The 19,118-nt window shown below is 70.5% G+C and carries 14 protein-coding genes; 9 read left to right on the forward strand and 5 right to left on the reverse strand.

Annotation, left to right across the window (positions count from 1 at the left end; genetic code table 11):
- Nucleotide 1 precedes the first annotated feature (1 nt).
- Complete coding sequence (locus MLE42_RS13785) at nt 2-397, reverse strand: acyl-CoA thioesterase (protein WP_243288454.1); 396 nt, start codon at nt 395-397, stop codon at nt 2-4.
- Between the two features lie 51 nt (nt 398-448).
- Between MLE42_RS13785 and MLE42_RS13790 the strand changes: the two genes are divergently transcribed.
- Together MLE42_RS13790 and MLE42_RS13795 are read left to right on the forward strand one after the other, a co-directional pair.
- Entirely contained in the window at nt 449-817 is a 369-nt protein-coding gene (locus tag MLE42_RS13790) for a thiol-disulfide oxidoreductase DCC family protein (RefSeq protein WP_243288455.1), read from the forward strand.
- Between the two features lie 10 nt (nt 818-827).
- Nucleotides 828-2,174 carry a type II CAAX endopeptidase family protein gene (locus tag MLE42_RS13795; RefSeq protein WP_243288456.1) on the forward strand — a complete coding sequence of 449 codons (1,347 nt, stop codon included), beginning with the start codon at nt 828-830 and terminating at the stop codon, nt 2,172-2,174.
- A 42-nt stretch (nt 2,175-2,216) separates the two neighbouring features.
- Here the strand turns inward: MLE42_RS13795 and MLE42_RS13800 are convergent, their stop codons facing one another.
- Nucleotides 2,217-3,443, reverse strand: coding sequence for a serine/threonine-protein kinase (locus MLE42_RS13800; protein WP_243288457.1), 1,227 nt, complete (start codon nt 3,441-3,443; stop codon nt 2,217-2,219).
- A 75-nt stretch (nt 3,444-3,518) separates the two neighbouring features.
- Between MLE42_RS13800 and efp the strand changes: the two genes are divergently transcribed.
- From efp to MLE42_RS13820, 4 genes are all read left to right on the forward strand, one after another.
- Complete coding sequence (gene efp, locus MLE42_RS13805; RefSeq protein ID WP_243288458.1) at nt 3,519-4,094, forward strand: elongation factor P; 576 nt, start codon at nt 3,519-3,521, stop codon at nt 4,092-4,094.
- 136 nt (nt 4,095-4,230) lie between these two features.
- The gene (rsgA, locus tag MLE42_RS13810) at nt 4,231-5,367 is read left to right on the forward strand and encodes a ribosome small subunit-dependent GTPase A (protein WP_243288459.1); all 1,137 of its coding nucleotides are present in this window, start codon (nt 4,231-4,233) and stop codon (nt 5,365-5,367) included.
- A 10-nt stretch (nt 5,368-5,377) separates the two neighbouring features.
- Nucleotides 5,378-6,382, forward strand: coding sequence for a lysophospholipid acyltransferase family protein (locus MLE42_RS13815; RefSeq protein ID WP_243288460.1), 1,005 nt, complete (start codon nt 5,378-5,380; stop codon nt 6,380-6,382).
- A gap of 55 nt (nt 6,383-6,437) precedes the next feature.
- Nucleotides 6,438-7,196, forward strand: a complete 759-nt coding sequence (locus MLE42_RS13820) for a hypothetical protein (protein ID WP_243288461.1) — start codon at nt 6,438-6,440, stop codon at nt 7,194-7,196.
- Nucleotides 7,197-7,220: 24 nt separating this feature from the next.
- On the opposite strand, the gene MLE42_RS13825 is transcribed toward MLE42_RS13820, so the two are convergent.
- Both MLE42_RS13825 and MLE42_RS13830 read right to left on the reverse strand, forming a co-directional pair.
- On the reverse strand, nt 7,221-7,997 hold the full coding sequence (locus tag MLE42_RS13825; RefSeq protein WP_243288462.1) for a YiiX/YebB-like N1pC/P60 family cysteine hydrolase: 777 nt from the start codon (nt 7,995-7,997) through the stop codon (nt 7,221-7,223).
- Nucleotides 7,998-8,017: 20 nt separating this feature from the next.
- Nucleotides 8,018-9,466, reverse strand: a complete 1,449-nt coding sequence (locus tag MLE42_RS13830; RefSeq protein ID WP_243288463.1) for an NADH-quinone oxidoreductase subunit G — start codon at nt 9,464-9,466, stop codon at nt 8,018-8,020.
- Between the two features lie 282 nt (nt 9,467-9,748).
- Between MLE42_RS13830 and purH the strand changes: the two genes are divergently transcribed.
- The 3 genes from purH (at nt 9,749) to MLE42_RS13845 (ending at nt 16,410) form a co-directional block, all read left to right on the forward strand.
- A complete protein-coding gene (gene purH, locus MLE42_RS13835; RefSeq protein WP_243288464.1) occupies nt 9,749-11,293 on the forward strand; it encodes a bifunctional phosphoribosylaminoimidazolecarboxamide formyltransferase/IMP cyclohydrolase in 1,545 nt (514 codons plus the stop codon).
- 111 nt (nt 11,294-11,404) lie between these two features.
- Nucleotides 11,405-14,026 (forward strand): alanine--tRNA ligase, encoded by a 2,622-nt coding sequence (alaS, locus tag MLE42_RS13840; protein WP_243288465.1) that lies wholly within the window; start codon nt 11,405-11,407, stop codon nt 14,024-14,026.
- 74 nt (nt 14,027-14,100) lie between these two features.
- Nucleotides 14,101-16,410: an ATP-binding protein gene (locus tag MLE42_RS13845; RefSeq protein WP_243288466.1), complete on the forward strand. Its 2,310-nt coding sequence runs from the start codon at nt 14,101-14,103 to the stop codon at nt 16,408-16,410.
- On the opposite strand, the gene MLE42_RS13850 is transcribed toward MLE42_RS13845, so the two are convergent.
- Entirely contained in the window at nt 16,411-19,095 is a 2,685-nt protein-coding gene (locus MLE42_RS13850; RefSeq protein ID WP_243288467.1) for a WD40/YVTN/BNR-like repeat-containing protein, read from the reverse strand.
- Nucleotides 19,096-19,118 lie beyond the last annotated feature (23 nt).

The following is a 19,118-nucleotide window of genomic DNA, read 5'->3' on the forward strand; positions in this document are numbered from 1 at the left end:
GTCAGCTCTGGGCCTCGAGCCATTCCCGGGTCGAAGCCGAGAGCGGCTTGGGCCGGTTGGTGGCGAAGTCCAGCATCACCTGCACGCTCTTCCCCTCGGCGAACACCGGGCCGCCCAGCCCCTTGGTGAGGCGGTAGGCCAGGTCGAAGGAGCTGTTGCCCACCCGGGCGCAGTGGAGCTCCACCCGGACGTCGTCGCCCAGGAGGATCGGCATGCGGTAGTCCACCTCGATGCGCGCGATGAGGAAGCCTTCGTCCGTGAAGGCCCGGCCGCCCAGGAAGCTGCGCCACCACTGGAAGCGCCCCTGCTCCATGAAGCTCACCACCACGGCGTTGTTCACATGGCCCATGGCGTCCAGGTCGCTGAACCGCACCTCGATGGGATGGGAGAAGGGCATGGAGCCTCCGGAATCTCAACCTTACCGCCAACCGTGGCATGATGCGTCCCGATGCCCGCGCCCCTGCTCCTCGCCTACGATCCGGCCTGCACCCTCTGCTGCCGCATGGCCCTCTGGCTGGCCCGGCGCGATCGCCGGGGGCTCCTGCACATCGCCTCCCTGCGCGATCCGGACCTGCTGGCCCTGGGACCCGAGTTGGCCGGGCACCCCCTGGAGACGGAAATCCACGGCCTCGACCTGGGCACGCGCCAGGTCTGGGCGGGGGCGGACCTCCTCCGGCCCATCGCCCGGCGGCTGCCGGGCTGGCGCTGGGCCGCGCCGCTGCTGGCGATCCCGGGCCTGCCCCAGCTGCTGAACCGGGTCTACCTGTGGGCGGCGGTCCGCCGCTTCCGCCGCACGGGCCGGCCGCCCTTCGCGTAGCCTGGGAGCCATGGAACCCCTCACCCCGCGCCCCTGGCACCCGGACCGCCGCTGGGCCGATCCCCTCATCGCCTTCCTGACCCTCCTCGCCCTGATGGCCGCGGGCCTGACCCTCCGCGTCCGCCAAGAGGGGAACCACCGCCCCTCGGGCCGGACCACCCTCCAGGGCCAGATCCTCGAAGCCGGCCTGGCCGGATCCCACCTGCTGAGGGGCACCCCCATCCCATCCCAGGAATGGGCCAAGGCGCGACGCGGGGTGACGGACCCGTGGGACCGGTCCCTGCTCGCGGTGCTCATGGCGGAGGCGGGCGACCCGGCTGGGGCGCGGGAGCTCGTCCAGACCAGCCTCCCGGCCGGTGCTGCGGGAGCGCGCTTCCAGCGCACCTTCGAGGCGGCCTATGAAGGCGCGCCGGTCCCGGACGCCGCCACGCGCGCCGAGGTCCAGCGGCGGCTGGGGAACGGCTACACGGCCCGCCTGCTGGAGGCCCGGCTGCGGGATCGGGAGGGGGGGCCAGGCGCCGGCGAGCCGCTGCGCGCCCAGGCCCGCGGCCTGCTGCTCACCCGCCTCGCCGCCCTGGGGGGCCTCGGGCTGCTGGTGATGGCCCTCGCCGCCGGAGGCCTCGCGGTGGGCATCTACCTCTGGGCCACGCGCCGGCAGCCGCCGACCCGGCCCCTGCCCGCCTGGGGTCTGTCGGGCCGGGCGGCGGCCCTGGTCTTCCTGGGCTGGTTCATGGCCTTCTTCGCGGCGGGCAACCTGGCCGGGCTCATCCTCATGCCCTGGCCTTCCCTGCGCTGGGCCGTCGTGCCCCTGGGCACCCTCCTCCATGCCGGGGTGGGCCTGCGGTTGCTGGGGTGGGCGGAAGGTCTCTCCTTCGCCGGGCTGTGGCGGCGGGTGGGGCCGCCGCCGACCCGCCGGGACTTGGCCTGGGCCGTGGCCTTCCTCGCCCTGGCCGTGTTCCTGGTGCTGGTGGTGGCCATGGCCACGAGCCAGGTGCTGAGGCCGGAGCAGAACCCCCAGCGGGACCTGCAGGAATTGTTGCGGGGGCTGGCAGGCTGGGGCCCCACCCTGGTCATGTTCATGGTGGTGGCGGGCGTGGCCCCCTTCTTCGAGGAATTCCTCTTCCGCGGGTTCCTGTTCCCCGTGCTGGCGCGGGGAGGCCGCGTCACCTTCGCCCTGGTCGCCTCGGCCCTGCTCTTCGGAGCCATCCACCTGCAGCCCGCGGGCCTGCCCATCCTCAGTACGCTGGGCCTGGTGCTCGCCCTGGCCGTGCGGCGCACCGGCAGCCTCCGGCCCGCCATCCTCGTCCATGCCTGCTGGAACGGGTCGCTCTTCCTGCTGATGCGGGCCTTCTCCTGAGCCCGTCCTAAGCTGTTCCTGACGCCGTCCGGGGCCAGCCTCTCAGAACTGGAGCCTCGACAGGGCGGGCGCCAGCCACCAGAAGAGCTGGAGGACGATGAAGGCCAGGACGATCCACTTCAGGACCTGGCCCCAGTTGGTACCCGGGCCCCCGGAACCGGCCTGGCGGCCGGCGCGCTTCTGGGTGGAGAGGTAGGATTCCACCGGATCCTCGGCCAAGGCGATCTTGAGGGGCGCCGTGCCCCGGGCGCGGGACTCGTGGGATCCGGATTCCGCCGCCGGCGCCGGCGCCGGCTCGATCTGCCGGAACCGCGCCGTGGAAAGGCTGCCGGTGCCGTCCTCGTCCTGCCCGAGGAACGTGAACAGGCGGGCCCGCATGCTGACGGGGCCCGGCAAGGCGTCGATCAGCTCTTCCATGAACTCGGGCAGCGTGGTGTAGCGGTCGTCGGGATCCACCGCCAGGGCCCGCCGGAACACGGCGGCCATGCGGGGGGACACATCCGCCGGGATGGCCACGGGCTCCTGGAGGATGTGGAGGATGATCTCGGCGAGGCCGCTCCCCGGGTGCGGCAGCTTGCCGGTGAGGAGTTCGAAGGCCGTGGCGGCAAAGCTGTAGCGATCCGAGGCCGGCGTGCCCTCGCTGCCCCGGAGCACTTCCGGGGGCGCATAGGCGGGGGAGCCCAGGAAGTCGCCGGAGGAGGTCAACCGGAGGGCCAGCGTCTGGGCCAGCGCGGCGCCATCTCCCTCCGTGAGGGGCATGTCCAGGGACTGGTCGGAACCCGGGCCCAGGTGGCCCAGGGTGCGCGCGATGCCGAAGTCCATGAGCTTGGCCCGGCCCTCCTCGCTCAGCAGGATGTTGTCCGGCTTCACGTCGCGGTGCACGATGGCGCGGCGATGGGCGGCCCGCAGGGCGCGGGCGGTCTGGATCAGGACGCGGGCGCTGGTTTCCGTGTCCAGGTCCTTGTCCTTGATGTGGCGGCCGAGGCTCTTCCCTTCCACGTACTCCATGGCGAGGAAGGGCCCCAGGTCCTCCTCCACGCCGACGTCGAAGACCGTCACCAGGTTCGGATGGTTCAACTGGGCGCTGATCTCCGCCTCGCGCCGGAAACGCAGGGTGGCCTGGTGCCGCGCGGCGCCCGTGACCCGCACCACCTTGATGGCCACGCGCCGCTTGAGCAGCGGATCCTCCGCCAGATAGACAGTCCCCATGCCGCCCTGTCCGAGGGGCCGCAGGACCTGGTACCTGCCGATGGTTCTTGGATCAGCCATGGAACTGAAATTCTAACCACGAGACCCCTCTCCGAAGCCGGGCTAGAATGGAGGATTCGACATTCTGGAGTGCCCATGGCCGCCCTGCTCGAAGCCATCGAAATCAAGCGCAAGATGTTCTTCGAACACGAAGACACGCCCTACCACTGCCTGGATGTGGAAATTTCGACCCCCACGGCCCGGGGTGGCCAAACGCTGGTGCGCATCAAGATGCGCAACCTCCTCACCCGCGCCGTCTTCGACAAGACCTTCAAGGCCGGGGACAAGTTCAAGGAGCCGGATCTGGTCCTCGCGCCCGCGAGCTACCTCTACAGCGACGGCGAAGGGTCCCACTTCATGGACCAGGAGACCTACGAAACCCACACCCTGGGTGCTTCCCTCATGGGCGACGCCCTCGACTACCTCACCGAGGGTCTCATCGTCCAGATCCAGAAGTTCAACGGCAACCCCATCGGCCTGCAGATGCCCGGCCAAGTGGAACTGTCCGTCACCTACACGGAGCCCGGCGCCCGCGGCGACACGGCCAGCGGCAACGTCACCAAGCCCGCCAAGCTGGAGACCGGCATCGAGATCAAGGTGCCCCTCTTCATCAAGGAGGGCGAGAAGGTGAAGGTCAGCACCGAGACCGGCGAGTTCGCTGGACGGGCCTGATGATGGGCGAAGGGGACCGCCTGCTCCACGCGGTCGCGCTGCGTCCCCCTCGCGCACCCCGCGCGCCGATCGGGCAGAGCCCGACCAGCGCGCCTGCTCCTCTCCCGGTCCAGCTGGGTAGTGGGAGGGCTGCCGCATGACCCGCAAGTTCCGCCTCGGCCAGAGCCGGGAGGCCCAGGACCTGGACCACCGGGAGGCCTATTCCCGCGAGCGGGCGGCGGACAGCAAGCGGCGCCAGCGCCACGCCGAGCGGCTGGAGACGGGCATCGAGGCCCACGACTCCGAAGCCCTGCTGCGGCTGCCGGATCCCGCCCCCTGGATGCACCTGCCCGAGGCCACCCTCATCCAGCGGCACAGCCAGTGGGTGGATCTGGAGCTGGCGGATCGCACGGTGATGCGGGCCACCCTGAGCGGCAAGCTCAAGGGCGTGCGCCTCGTGTGCGGCGACCGGGTGCGCTACTCGGCCGTTCCCGTCGAGATGGATGAACCCAGGGCCCCCGCCTCCCCGTCCGTCCGCGGCGACGGAGGCTCCCCCGAGGCCCAGGTGGTGGCGGTGATGCCCCGCAAGAGCCTGCTCAAGCGCGGCGGCATCGACGACCGCGAGCCCTGGCAGCTCATCTGCGCCAATGCGGACGAGCTCTGGATCTGCGCCGCCGTGGTGGATCCTCCCCTGCGCCCCGGCCTCCTGGAGCGGGCCCAGGTGCTGGCCCTGGATGCGGGCCTCGCCTTCCGCGTCATCGTCACCAAGCGGGACCGGGCCTCGAAGAAGGACACCCTGCCCGAGCTGGATCCGCTGCGGGGCCAGCAGGTCCCCATCCACGAGACCTCCGCCCTCAAGGGCGAAGGCCTGGAGCCCCTGCGGGACCTCCTGCAGGGCAAGGTGGTGGTGTTGCTGGGCCACAGCGGCGTGGGCAAGAGCACCCTCGTGAATGCCCTGCATCCGCAGGCGGCCCTGAAGATCGGCGGCCTCACCAAGTTCGGCACCGGCAAGCAGACCACCACGGCCGCCCGCTGGCTGGCCCTGGAGGGGGGGACCCTGGTGGACACGCCCGGCATCCGCACCCTCAGCGTGCGCGGCTTCGACCGGGCCCTGCTCGCGGAGGTGTTCCCCGAGTTCCCCGCCGAGGTGCTGGAGGATCCGTGCGCCTTCGACGCCGACGACGACGCGACGCTGGACCGCCTCGACCTCGAGTACCCCGAGCGCCTCCAGAGCCTCCAGCGCCTGTGGCTGGAGATGGAGGACCGCAATCCCAACCAGAACGTGTGGCGCTAGGAGGCCGGGGATGCAGGACCGGATGCAGTCCGACTCCAGGCTCCTGGGCCTCGTCTACGGGGCGGTCTTCGGCTCGCTGTTTCCCCTGTTCCACTTCGCGGCCCGTTCCTTTGCCCGGCGCGAGCGGGGCCACGAGATCGCCGACCAGATCGCCCACGCCTTCGTGACGCTGCGCCCCAAGTACCTGGAGGCCATTCTCGGCAACACGGCCCAGATGCTGGGGCTGCGCCCCACGCACCCGGAGGTGGACCGGATCGCCCGGGACATGGTGCGCCAGCACGCCCGCGCCTGGGTGGACTTCTTCTACTACGGCCAGCGCGCCCCGGAGGAGGCCCTGGCGCAGTTCGCCTCCCTGGAGGGCCTGGAGCACCTGGATGCGGCGATGGCCGAAGGTCGGGGCGTCATCCTCCTCACGGCCCACGCGGGGAACTACGAGCTGGGCGGGCTGCTGCTGCGGGCCCGGAGCTTGAAGATCCACACGGTCTACAAGCCCGACCGCTTCGAGGCGGTGGAGCGGCTGCGGGAGCAGATGCGCGCCCAGGGCGGCGTGGTGGGCATCCCCGTGGATGGCGTCGGTTTCTCCACCCTGCCCCTGGTCAAGCTGCTGCGGGAAGGCGCCCTGGTGGGCATGCAGGGGGACCGGGACTTCAGCCTGAACGGACTGCCCATCCCCTTCTTCGGCCGGGAGGCGCCCTTCCCCCGTGGCCCCTGGGAACTGGCGGCCATGACCGGTGCACCTATCGTCACCAGCTTCTTCTATACGGACGAGGCCCGGCGCTTCCATGCCCGGTTCGGCGAGCCCATCCAGGTCCTGGGCCGCAGGGGGGAGCGGCAGGCCGCCATCGAGGCGGGGATGCGAACCTATGTCTCCACCCTGGAACAGTTGATCCGCCAGCACCCCAGCCAGTGGTACTGCTTCTATCCCTTCTGGGATGATCCGATCCGGGCCTCCGGCCCCATGGACCCGGGGCAAACCACCTCTGCGGAGCCTTTGTCGACGGTCATAGGTGTTTGACCGTAAGCTTCAGGGTCCCGTGGCCTCTTCCCGGTTCCTACAAGGAGTCCCATCCATGCGCAGCGCCCTTCCCGTCTTGCTCATCGCCGCGGCCATCGTCGGCTGCAACTCCAACAAGTCCCAGGCTCCCGTGGTCGCCGCCCCCATCCAGGGCCAGATCGCCGCACCTGGCGCCGCGCCGGCTGGCGCGCCTTCCACGGGCCTGTCCGTCACCGGGAAGCTCCTGGAACGCATCGCCGCCTCGCCCTATTCCTACCTGCGCATCCAGACCGCCCAGGGCGAAGTCTGGGCCGCCGTGCCCGAGACCAAGGTCGAGAAGGGCGCCGACGTCACGGTGACCGGCGCCATGATCATGCGGGACTTCGAATCCAAGACCCTGAAGCGGACCTTCGCCGAGATCTATTTCGGCACCCTGGCCGGCAGTGGACCAGCCGCGGCTCCCGCTGGCGATCCCCATGCTTCCGCAGGCCAGCCGGTGGTCGTGGAAGTGGGCAAGGTCGAGAAGGCTTCAGGGGCGGACGCCCGCACCGTGGCCGAAGTCTGGGCCCAGAAGGGCGCCCTCAAGGGAAAGACCGTCACCGTGCGCGGCAAGGTCGTGAAGTACAACGCCGGCATCATGGGCAAGAACTGGCTGCACCTGCAGGACGGCAGCGGTGACGCGAAGGCCGGCAGCAACGACATCACCGTCACCAGCAATGACCCGGCCGCCAAGGGCGACACGGTCACCGTCACCGGCGTGGTGCGCACGGACAAGGACTTCGGTTCCGGCTATTCCTACGCGGTCCTCATCGAGGATGCCAAGGTGAAGAAGTAGGCCCCGGCCCTCCGTTTCCAGTCTTCAACCTTCGACAAGCGGGCGCCCCCAGGCGCCCGCTTTTTCAGGTGGGGCCAGGTTGACCTTCAGCACTTCGAAGTTGGCGCTCAGGTCGAAATCCCGGGGCATGATGTAGCTCGGGTGCCGCGAGATCACCTGGCGCGAATGGGAGGCGGACGCATCGCCGACCAGGGGCTGCACGGGGAAGCCCACCCGGTAGAAGGCCTTGGCGATGAGGGCCGAGCAGATCACCTCGCGGCTGCTGGAGCTGCCCAGGTACAGGGGGCGCCGCCGCCAGCGGGCCGGCAGCAGGTGGACGGGGGTGAGGTAGCGCCCCAGGTCGAAGATGTTCCTCCGGTCGTAGCGCAGCCCGAGGTGCCGGAGCATCTCGGCCACCACCCGCTCCAAATCGTCGGTGGAGAGGCCCTGGGGGCGGCAGACCCTCAGGTTGTGGTCCGCGTACCAGGCCACGGGAAACACGCGCACGCCTTCGGCCATGTCGCTCTCCAGGACCAGGTGGGAAGCCTCGGCCCCGAAGCGATCCAGCGCCGACTCGGCATGGGGGCCACCCCAGCGCAGCAGGGCATCGCCGATGTACATGGCGGCGTGGCTCCACGAACTCTGGCTGAGGCTCATGATCATGCGGCTGATGCGGGACTTGCCCTCCACCAGCACCACGTCGCCGGGGCGGAGCCCGGCCCGGAGCCGCTCCACGTCGTTGGGCACCCGCCGCTGGTAGCTGGGCAGCTCGGCCGTGAGGTAGCGGACGAGGCCCTTGGTCAGCGCGTCATGGAGGAACATGGGTTCCCCCCTTTCCTCCGCTAGACGGTGGCGGGAACGGCGGCCAGCTCCTTCACCCAGGCGGGCAGGGTGCGGACGCCCTTGGGCGCCTGCAAGGCTTTCTGGTAGCGGCGGAGCTCGCCCTCGTGGTTGACGATGAAGTCGCTCTCTTCGGCATAGCTGGTGATGGGCAGCCAGGCGGTGGCGGCGCGTCCCAGGTCCGAGGCCTCCACCTCGAAGGCCAGGCTGAACGCGGCGGCCTTGAGGATCTGGCCCAGCAGCTCGGCTTCCTTGGCGCTGGTGAAGGCGGCGTCGTGCAGGAGCGCCACGGCCTTGACCTCGCCCTTCTGGACCTTGCCCAGCAGCTCATCCAGGGCGCCGAAGCGGTAGCCCCGCTCCGTGAAGCCACGGCGATTCAGGATGCCATCCTCGCTGGTCTGGTACTTGGGCAGCACCACGGGGATGGTCTTGTCGCCGCTGCCGTAGCGCAGGCTTTCGGAGGCCGCCAGGTCGCCCAGGCGCTGGGCGGTGTCGCAGCCGAAGGTGCCCTGGCCGATGACCGCCACGGGGCCCGCGGCCTGGAAGGCCTCGCGGATGGCATCGAACGAGGCCGGGGTGCCCTTCAGCAGGGGCGCGGGAGTACCGCCCTGCCGGTTGTAGTGCACGTAGGCGTAGCGCTCCGCGTCGCTGATGAAGTGCGTGGTCTCTTTGCCCTCCAGGGGCCGGGGCCGGAAGCGGTGGATCTCGTTGCCCTCGTGGTCGATCCAGATGGGGTTGCCCAGCGCCGAGTGGCGGCTGATGGAGGGCGTGTTCTTGAGGTACCAGACGCGCTTGCGGAAGCGGAAGTCACGGCTGGTGAGGGCGCCCACGGGGCAGAGGTCCACCACGTTGCCCGCGTAGGGATTCTGGTCCAGGCTCTTGCCCGTGTAGGTGGTGACTTCGAGGCGGGAGCCGCGCTGGGCCACCGTCAGCTCGTAGCCGCCGCTGATCTCCTTGGTGAAGCGGACGCATCGGGTGCAGTGGATGCAGCGGTTCTTGTCGATGACGATCTTGGCGCCCAGATCCTCGTAGCGGTAGCGCCGCTTCACCTCGGCCATGCGGGAGTCGCCGCTGCCGTAGTGGTACGAGTAGTCCTGGAGCTTGCACTCGCCCGCCTGGTCGCAGATGGGGCAGTCCAGCGGGTGGTTCATGAGGAGGAATTCCATCACGCCGGCCCGGGCATCGGCCACGGCGGGCGTGTTGGTGAAGACCTCCATCACCACGGCCTCGGGGTTGTCCTTGGGCGCGGGCGGCACGGTGGTGGTGCAGCTGGTGGCGAGCTTGGGCTGGCCCTTGATCTCCACGAGGCACATGCGGCAGGTGGCCACGGGCGTGAGCGCCGGGTGGTAGCAGTAGTGGGGGATGTCGATGCCCACGGTGCGGCAGGCATCCAGCACCAGGGTGCCGGGGTTCACGCTCAGTTCAACGTCGTTGATCTTGATCGTCGGCATGGGCCCACTCCAGGCTTTCCAGAATGGGGCTTGGGGCGCTGGAGGTAAAGGTGGACGCCCCAACCCCTTCCAGCGGCCAAGACCCTTCCGGGGGCCCGGAAGTCCAGGGAATCCGCCAGATCCGGCCGATGGCGGCCCCCTGTGGCGGGAGTCACATTCGGGACGGGCGCCCGCTGCCGGCACTCTGGAAACCGGTGGGGCCGGACCTCGGGGACACCGGGGACATCCAGCCCTTCCGGATGGGGCCACGGCATGAAAAAATCAAGGGTTCAGGGGGCGGACATGCCTACGGCATTGATCTCGGTGTACGACAAGACGGGGCTGCTGCCCTTAGCCAAGGGACTGCTGGCCCAGGGCTGGCGCATCCTGGCCACCGGAGGGACCCTCCGCGCCCTGCAGGAAGCCAAGCTCGAGGCCCAGGAGGTGGCCGCCTACACCGGCGCCCCGGAGTGCTTCGACGGCCGGGTGAAGACCCTGCACCCCCGGATCCACGGGGGCCTGCTCTACCGCCGCGACCTGCCGGAGCACGTGGCCGACGCCAAGGCCCAGGGCATCGATCCCATCGATCTGGTGGTGATCAACCTCTACCCCTTCGAAGCCACCATTGCCCGGGAAGGAACCACTCCCGCCGAAGCCATCGAGCAGATCGACATCGGCGGCCCCAGCATGATCCGCAGCGCATCCAAGAACCACGCCTCGGTCACCGTGCTCACCAGCCCCGACCAGTACGAGCCTTTCCTCGCGAAGCTCAAGGCCGGCACCTGGGGGCTGGAGGATCGCCGCCGCTGCGCCCTGGAGGCCTTCCGCCGGACCGCCGCCTACGATGCCGCCATCGCCGGCTGGATGGAGCGGGAGCTGGCCCACGGCAAGGCCGCCGAGCTCCCCCACCACCTCTGTCTGAACCTGGTGCAGAAGCAGGGCCTGCGCTACGGAGAGAATCCGCACCAGCCCGCGGCCTTCTATGTGGAGCCCGGGCGCAAGGTGGAGGGCATGGCCGCCTGCCACCAGCACCAGGGCAAGGAGCTCAGCTTCAACAACCTGCTGGACGCCGACGCCTGCGCCAAGCTGGTCTGGCAGTTCCCGGCCCCGGCCTGCGTCATCGTCAAGCACAACAACCCCTGCGGCGTGGGCCAGGGGCCCCATGCGCTGGAAGCCTTCATGCGGGCCCAGGCCGGCGATCCCGTCAGCGCCTTCGGCGGCATCGTGGCCTTCAACCGGCCCGTGGGCGTCGAGGTGGCGCGCGTTATGGCCCAGACCTTCTGGGAGGTGATCCTCGCGCCGGCTTTCACCGGCGAGGCCCTGGAGGTCTTCGCGGCCAAGAAGCAGCTCCGCATCCTGCAGACCCCGGACCACTGGCCCCAGGCCGCCGAGGGCCTGGATACCCGCTCCATCGGGGGCGGCTACCTGGTCCAGCACGCGGACGACGGCTTCGTGCCCTTCGAGGATTGGGAGGTCAAGGCCAGCGGGCCCGGCGCCAAGCCCCGGGCCGAGGACCTGATGCTGGCCCAGCGCGTGGCCAAGGCCGTGAAGTCCAACGCCATCGTGCTGGTGAAGGACGGGGCCACCGTGGGCATCGGCGCAGGCCAGATGAGCCGCGTGGATTCCGTGGAGATCGCCTGCCGCAAGGCCGGGACGAGGTCCCGCGGGGCCGTGCTGGGCAGCGATGCCTTCTTCCCCTTCGCCGACGGCCTCGAGCTGGCGGCCAGCCACGGCGTCACCGCCTTCGTGGAGCCCGGCGGCAGCCTACGCGACAACGAGGTCATTGCCGCCGCCCAGAAACTCGGCGTGTGGCTCTTCTTCACGGGCATGCGGCACTTCAGGCATTAATGCTGTCCGGGGGACCGCGCTGCGCGCTACACCCCCGGAGCCCCCGCGCGCGGCACGGGCAAAGCCCGTTCCGCGCTTTTCTTTCCGATCGTCCGGTATCCTGGATCACTTATGAAAACTTCTGAACTCCGCCAGCGATTCCTGCAGTACTTCGAGCGCCAGGGGCACCGTCGGGTGGCCTCCAGCGCGGTCATCGGGCCGGCGGACGACCCCACGGTGATGTGGACGAACTCGGGCATGATCCAGTTCAAGGACGTGTTCCTGGGCAAGGAGAAGCGGGACTACAGCCGCGCCACCACCAGCCAGAAGTGCCTGCGGGCCGGCGGCAAGCACAACGACCTGGATCAGGTGGGCTTCACGGCCCGCCACCACACCTTCTTCGAGATGCTGGGCAACTTCAGTTTCGGGGACTACTTCAAGGCCGACGCCATCCGGTACGCCTGGGAGTTCGTCACGGGTCCCGTGGACCAGGGGAACCTGGGCCTGGATCCGGCCCACCTGTGGATCACGGTCTTCGAGGGTGCCGACGGCGTGCCCGCGGACACCGAGGCCGAGGAGCTCTGGAAGGCCGCGGGCGTGCCCCCCGATCGCATCATGCGCTTCGGCAAGAAGGACAACTTCTGGCAGATGGGCGACACCGGCCCCTGCGGCCCCTGCTCCGAGATGCACTACGACCGCGGCGCCCACATCCCCGGAGACGCCACGCCCAACGGCGAGGGCGACCGGGTCATGGAGATCTGGAACCTGGTCTTCATGCAGTACGAGCGCGATGCCAAAGGCGTGCTCGCCCCGCTGCCCCGGCCCAGCATCGACACGGGCATGGGCCTGGAGCGCACCGCCAGCATCCTCCAGGGCGTCGACACCAACTACGAGATCGACCTCTTCGAGCCCATCTTCGAGGCCATCTGGAAGGTGGCGAAGGTCAAGGCCGACGAGCGCCGCGAGCACGCGAACCGCACGGCCTCCCAGGTCATCGCCGACCACATCCGCGCCGCCACCTTCATGTGCTACGACGGCGTGGTGCCCAGCAACGAGGGACGCGGCTACGTCCTGCGCAAGATCGTGCGCCGGGCCCTGCGCTTCGGCCGCAAGCTGGGCATCGAGGGGCTCTTCTTCGCGGACCTGGCGCCGGCGGTGGCCCAGGCCATGGGCGACCAGTACCCCGAGCTGCTGGGCGAGCTGCCGCGCATCCAGAAGTCCCTGCGCCACGAGGAGCGGCAGTTCAGCCAGACGCTCTCCACCGGCCTGAAGATCCTGGAGGCCAGCGCCATCGCGGACGGCGCCCTCGCTGGCTCCGACATCTTCCGCCTCTACGACACCTATGGCTTCCCGGTGGACCTGGTGGAGGACTGGTGCCGGGAGCGGGGCATCCGCGCCGATCTCGACGGCTTCCAGCAGGAGCTGGCTGCCCAGCGTCACCGCGCCCGGGCCGCCATGAAGTCCCACGACCTGCGCCTGGCCGGCGACCTGGCCGCGCTGGCGGACCTGCCGCCTACCACCTTCACGGGCTACGACCACCTGGACGGCCAGGCCCACGTGGTGGCGCTCTTCGACGCCGCCAACCGGCGCGTGAAGCAGCTCACGGGCGCCGGCTCCGTGCTCCTGGACCACACTCCCTTCTACGCCCAGTCCGGCGGGCAGGTGGGTGATACGGGCCAGCTCCGCTTCGAGGGCGGGCTTGCGGAGGTGCTGGACTGCACGGCCCCCGCCCAGAAGCGCCACCTCCACAGGGTCGAGGTGACCGGCACCCTGCTGGAGAACATGGCCGTCACCGCCCATGTCCACCCCATCCGGCGCCGCCGCGTCCGGGCGCACCACACGGCCACGCACCTGCTGCATGCCGCCCTGCGGGAGGTGCTCGGCACCCACGTGAAGCAGGCCGGCAGCGTGGTGGACGAGCACCGCCTGCGCTTCGACTTCACCCACTTCGCGCCCCTGGACGCCGAGCAGATCGCCGAGATCGAGCGGCTGGCCACCCGCGAAGCCCTGAAGGCCCTGCCCACGTCCATCCAGGAGATGGACATCGACGCGGCGCTCACCTCCGGGGCCATGGCCCTCTTCGGCGAGAAGTACGGGGACGTGGTGCGCGTGGTCCAGGTGCCGGGCTTTTCCACCGAGCTTTGCGGCGGCACCCATGTGGGGAACACCGGCGAGATCGGCACGGTGAAGATCATTTCCGAAGGCGCCGTCAGCGCGGGTGTCCGGCGCATCGAGGCCGTGGCCGGCGAGCTGGCCCTGGAGTTGCTTCAGGCCGACGAAGCCATGATCCATGGGCTCTCCCGCCAGGCCAATGCGGCCCGCGAGGTCCTGCCGGAGCTCCTCACGGCCAAGGATCAGCGCATCACCCAGCTGGAGCGTGACCTCAAGGAGGCCAAGCTCAAGGCCGCCAGCGGCGGCGGTAGCGCCGAGCAGGTGGAGCAGGTGAAGGGCGCCACCCTGGTCACGGCCGCCGTGGAGGGACTCGAAGGCAACGCCCTGCGGGAGTTCATGGATCAGGTCCGCACCCGGCACCGGAGCGCCGTCATCGTCCTGGCCTCGAAGACCGCCGAGGACAAGGTGGCGGCCCTCGTCTCCGTGTCGCCGGATCTGGCCTACGACGCCGGTGCCCTCTTCAAGACCATGCTGCCGGCCCTGAACGGCCGGGGCGGCGGGAAGAAGGACCTGGCCCAGGGCGGCGGATCCAACCCTGCCGGCCTGCCCGAGGCCTTCGCCGCCCTGCGCTCGGCACTCTGATCCCGCAAAGGGTTATCTTCCACCCTCCGGGTCCGACAAGATGGAGGTCACACTCCCCCGGAGGCGTCCCACCCATGCTTCCCATCCGTCGCCTGCTGTTGCGGGATCACCTGATCCTCATGACGGGTCTGTTCACGCTGCTCCTGGGTCTGGCCTGGTGGGGCCAACAGCGGGCGCTGGAGCGGCAGGCGGGCGCACGGGCCAAGACCGCACTGCGCCACCTCGACGAGCTGCTCCGGATCGATCTCCAAGCCTCCCAGTCCCTCGGCCAGGTGGTCCATGACTGGTGGGCGGACGGGACCCTGGACCCGGCCCAGCCCGAGCAGGCCGCCCGGATGATCCTGCCGGTGCTGACGGCCCAGCACAGCATCACCAGCCTCAACCTGGCCACCACGGACGGGCGGTCCCTGCTCTTCCTGAGAATTGGCAACGTCTGGTCCCTCCGGGAACTGGAGAGCGCGGGGCCCGGGGCCCGGATCCGCTGGCGGCGCCTGGACTCCACCGGGCCCGGTGCGCCTCCGGGGCCCTGGACGCCGATGCCCTACGATCCCCGCACCCGGCCCTGGTACGCCGCCGGAGCGGCGGCCTCGGCCCCTGCCTGGACGGAGCCCTACACGTTCTACACCACTCAGGATCCCGGCATCACGTACACCCTGCCCTTCCGTGACGGAGCCGGCCTCCGGGGCGTGGTGGCCCTCGACTTCCTGCTGGACGACCTCACCCGCCGCGTCTGGTCCGCCCAGCCCACGCCCGGCAGCCAATCCCTCGTGGTGGATCCCCAGGGACGGGCCCTGATCCTTCCGCGGGATGCGGCCTACGAGTCCCCCGAAAACCGCCGCCAGGCCTTCCTCAAGGCCCCGGAAGCCCGCTTCCCGAATCCGGGGATCCGACTGGAGGACGATGCGAACGATGGGGCGCCCCGCCGCATCAGCCTGGGGGGCCGGACGGCCATGGGGCTGTCCCGCTCCTTCGAGGGCCTCCCGGGCCTCCACTGGTCGCTGTTGCTGGCCATCCCCGAGGATGACCTGCTGGGTCCGCTGGGATTCCGGGTGGCTGGCCTGCTCGGCCTGGTCATCATCGGCCTCGCCCTGGCGGCCTGGCGCATCCATCACATCGCCCGCCGGGTGGCCGAACCCATCACCGCCCTCGGAGCCATGGCCGAAACCCTGGGTCAGGGCGGGCCCGCCCCCACCGTCCGCTCGGACATCCAGGAGATCCGCAGCCTGGAGCGGGCGCTCGTCCGGGCGGACGAGAGCCTCGCGGATCGCGCCCGCCTGCAGAGCCAGCTGGAGCACAGCCAGCGCATGGAGACGGTGGGCACCCTGGCGGGCGGCATCGCCCACGACGTCAACAACCAGCTGGCCGCGATCCTGGGCCAGCTCCACCTGAGCCGGGAGCTGCTGCCCGAGGGGCATCCGGTGATCAACCGGATCCTCCGCGCCGAGGAGGCCACGAAGCGCTGCGCCCAGACCACCAAGGCCCTGCTGTCCTTCAGCCACCAGTCCCGGCCGGAGCTGAAGCCCCTCGACCTCAACGCGCTCATCCGCGATACGGCGGCCCTCATGGAGCGCCTGCTGGGGGGCATGATCCGGCTGCACCTGGCCCTCGACCCCGACCTTCCCCGGGTGGAGGGCGACTCGGTGCAGCTGGAACAGGTCCTCATGAACCTGGTGGTGAACGCGCGGGATGCCATGCCGACGGGGGGCGGCCTCAGCCTCCGGACCTTCCTGGGCGAGGAAGGCCAGGTCTGCATGGAGGTCCAGGACACGGGCACGGGCATCCCCGAGCACCTCCTGCCGCACATCTTCGAGCCCTTCGTCACCACGAAGGACGCCACCAAGGGCACTGGACTGGGCCTGGCCATGGTCTTCGGCATCGTGAGGGCCCACCAGGGGCAGATCTGGGCGGAGAACGCCCCGGGCGGCGGGGCCTGTTTCCGGATGTGCCTCCCGCCGATCCGCACGGGCGCGCCTCAGGAACCCCCGGTTCCGACTGATCCCGCCGGGGCCCCGGGAACCCTGGCGGGACGGCGGATCCTGGTGGCCGAGGATGAGGCCCTGCTGCGCGACATGCTGGCGGACGCCCTGACCCTCGCCCGGGCCCAGGTCACGGCCGCACCAGATGGCGGCGTGGCCTGGCAGGCCTGGCAGACGGGCCGCTTCGATCTGATCCTGAGCGACCATCGCATGCCCGACTGCACGGGCCTGGAGCTGCTGGAGCGGATCCGCGCCACGGGCTCGACGGTGCCCTTCATCCTGGTGAGCGGCCAAGGACTGGAAGGCATGGAGGCGAAGCTGGCCCAGGTGCCCCGGGTGCGGCTCCTCCCCAAGCCCTTCGAGCTGTCGCGGCTGCTGGGCCTGATGGCGGAGATGCTGGCGGGCTGATCAGCGGGTCTCCAGGTCCTCCGCCACCTCCACCTTGAGGCTCCCGGTGGCCTTGGCCGTCCCCCGGGTCACGGTGACGGTGTAGAGCCCCGGCTTGACGAATTTCGAGCCCTCGCCGCGGTACTCGGAGACCAGGTCCGGGGTCGGCTTCAGGTCCCAGGCGATGCGTTGGAGGCCGGCCCGTCCCGCCGCCTTGAGGTTGGCCACCGGCCGCCCGTCTGGAGCCTTGATGGCCAAGCTCAGGTCCTCCCCGGTGTCGCCCTTGACGTAGATCTGGAAGGTGGCGCCCAGGGGTGGGTTGGTCCCCCGGAAGGTCCCGGCCTTTCCCTCCTCGCTGGCGTTGCCGGGCAGGAGCTGGCGGGCCAGGACGGGCCGGGGCGCGAAGAGGTGGAGCTCTCCGTCCAGCACCTCCGGAGACAGGCCCTGCAGCACGGAGAGGTCATCCAGCACGTAGAGGCTGCGGCCGTGCGTGGCGATGACGAGGTCATCCTCCCGGGCCTGGATGGCCAGGTCGTCCACGGGCACCGGCGGCAGGCCGCCCAGGGGCAGCCAGCGCTGGCCCTGGTCCAGGCTCACGAACAGGCCGCCCTCGGTGCCGCAGTAGAGGACCCTCGGGTTGACCGGGTCCTCCTTCACCACGTGGGCCGGCTGGTCCTGGGCCAGGCCCGCGCCGAGCCCCTGCCAGGACTTCCCCCCGTCTGCCGTGCGGTAGACCAGCGGCGCGTAGGAGCCGGTGCGGTAGGCCTGGGCCACCAGGTAGGCCACGCCGGGTTCCCGGCCGGCCTCGAGGCGCTGGATCCACTGGCCCTTCACGGCCGCCGGCAGGTTCGGCGTCAAGTCGGTCCAGGAGGCGCCTTCGTCCTCGGTCCGCCAGACCTTGCCGTCGTCCGTGCCAGCCCAGAGCAGGCCGGCCCTGACGGGGGATTCGGCCAGGGTGTAGATCACGCCGAAGGTTTCGGCACCGCTGCCGCTGGTGCGGGTGCGCCGGGGGTCCTGGGTGGTGAGGTCGGAGCTGATGGGCCTCCAGCGCTCGCCCCGGTCCGTGAGCTTGAACACGCGGTTCCCCGCGAGGTAGAGCACGTCCTTGGCGTGGCGGCTGCGGAGGAAGGGGCTGGCCCAGTGGAAGCGGTAGGCCTCCTGCCCCTCGGCGGGCTCGGGCCGCAGGAACTTCATGGCCCCGCTGCGGAGGTTGACCCGGAAGATGGATCCCCCCTGGCTCTCCGCGAACAGGACGCCGGGATCGGCGGGGTCGAACAGCACGTGGAAGCCATCGCCGCCGCCCAGGTTCGTCCAGTCCTGGTTGAGGATGCCGTCCTTGCTGAAGGTCCGGCTGGGGCCCACCCAGTTCCGGTTGTCCTGGAGGCCCCCCGCCACCCGGTAGGGCGCGCTGTCGTCCACGGCGATGCGGTAGTACTCCCCCGCGGGGAAGCGGTTCAGTGCCTCCCAGGACGCGCCCGCGGAGTGGCTCTGGTACAGGCCGCCGTCGGTCCCCAGCAGGAGGTGCTTCGGGGCCTTCGGGTCGAAGGCCAGCGCGTGCAGGTCCGGGTGCACCTTCTCGGAGCAGTCCTCCCGCCAGGTGGCGCCCCCATCCTCGGAGACGTGCAGGCCGAAGCCCAGGACGTAGATACGGCGGTCGTCGTCCGGGGCGATGCGGATCTGGCTGAAGTAGAAGGGGCGGGGGTTCAGGGGACTGGTGCGGATCCAGGTGTCGCCGCCGTCCTCGGAGCGGAAGGTGCCGCCGGCCTTGCTCATGATGTCCATGATGGGGACGGTGCCACCCTCGTCGCTCTGCACCACGGCCATCACCACGCCAGGCTTCGAGGCGCTGACGGCCAGGCCGATGCGCCCGGTGCCCGCCGGCAGGCCCTTCGTGAGCTTGGTCCAGGTGGCCCCGCCGTCCGTGCTGCGGAAGATCCCGCCCAGGTCGCGCCCCTCCGTGGCCGCCGGCCCCGCCTGGAAGGCCCAGGGGAAGCGGCGCCGCGCATAGAGGGCGGCATAGACGATGTCGGGATTCCGGGGATCCAGGACCACATCCCCGCAGCCCACCCGGTCGCCGAAGGGCGCCGGGGCCGTGAGCACGGCCTTCCAGCTCATCCCGCCATCGGTGGTCTTGTAGAGGCCCCGCTCGCCGCCTGGCGTCCACAGGTCGCCCATGGCCGCCGCATAGGCCATGGTCGCGTCCTTCGGGTGGACGGCCAGGCGAGCGATGCAGCGACTGGCCTCCAGGCCCGCGGCGGCCCAGGTGGCCCCGCCATCCGTGCTGCGGAAGACGCCCTTGCCCCAGCCGGAGCTGTTGCGGTCGTTGGCCTCGCCCGTGCCGGCCCACAGGACCTTGGGATCGGCGGGGGAGACGGCCAGGGCGCCGATGGAGGCCACACCCGCCTTGTCGAAGACGGGCTGGAAGCTGGCGCCTGCGTCTGTGGTCTTCATCACGCCGCCGTGGGCGAGGCCCACGTAGCAGGTGGAGGGATCCGAGGGATCCACGGCCACGTCGGAGATGCGGCCGCCCATGACGGCGGGCCCGATGGCCCGGGCCTTCAGGGGCTTCAGGAAGGTGGCGTCCACCGGAAGGGCCGGGGCCGCGGGCGGCGTGGCGGGCTCAGCCTTCCGGGGACGGCCCGCGGCGGCCAGCGGCGAAGCCAGGCAGATCGACAGGGCCAGGGGGCTCAGGATCATCAGGCGCATGGGGGACCTCACGCACGACGGTG

The organism is Geothrix terrae (assembly GCF_022808775.1).
Lineage (GTDB): Bacteria > Acidobacteriota > Holophagae > Holophagales > Holophagaceae > Geothrix > Geothrix terrae.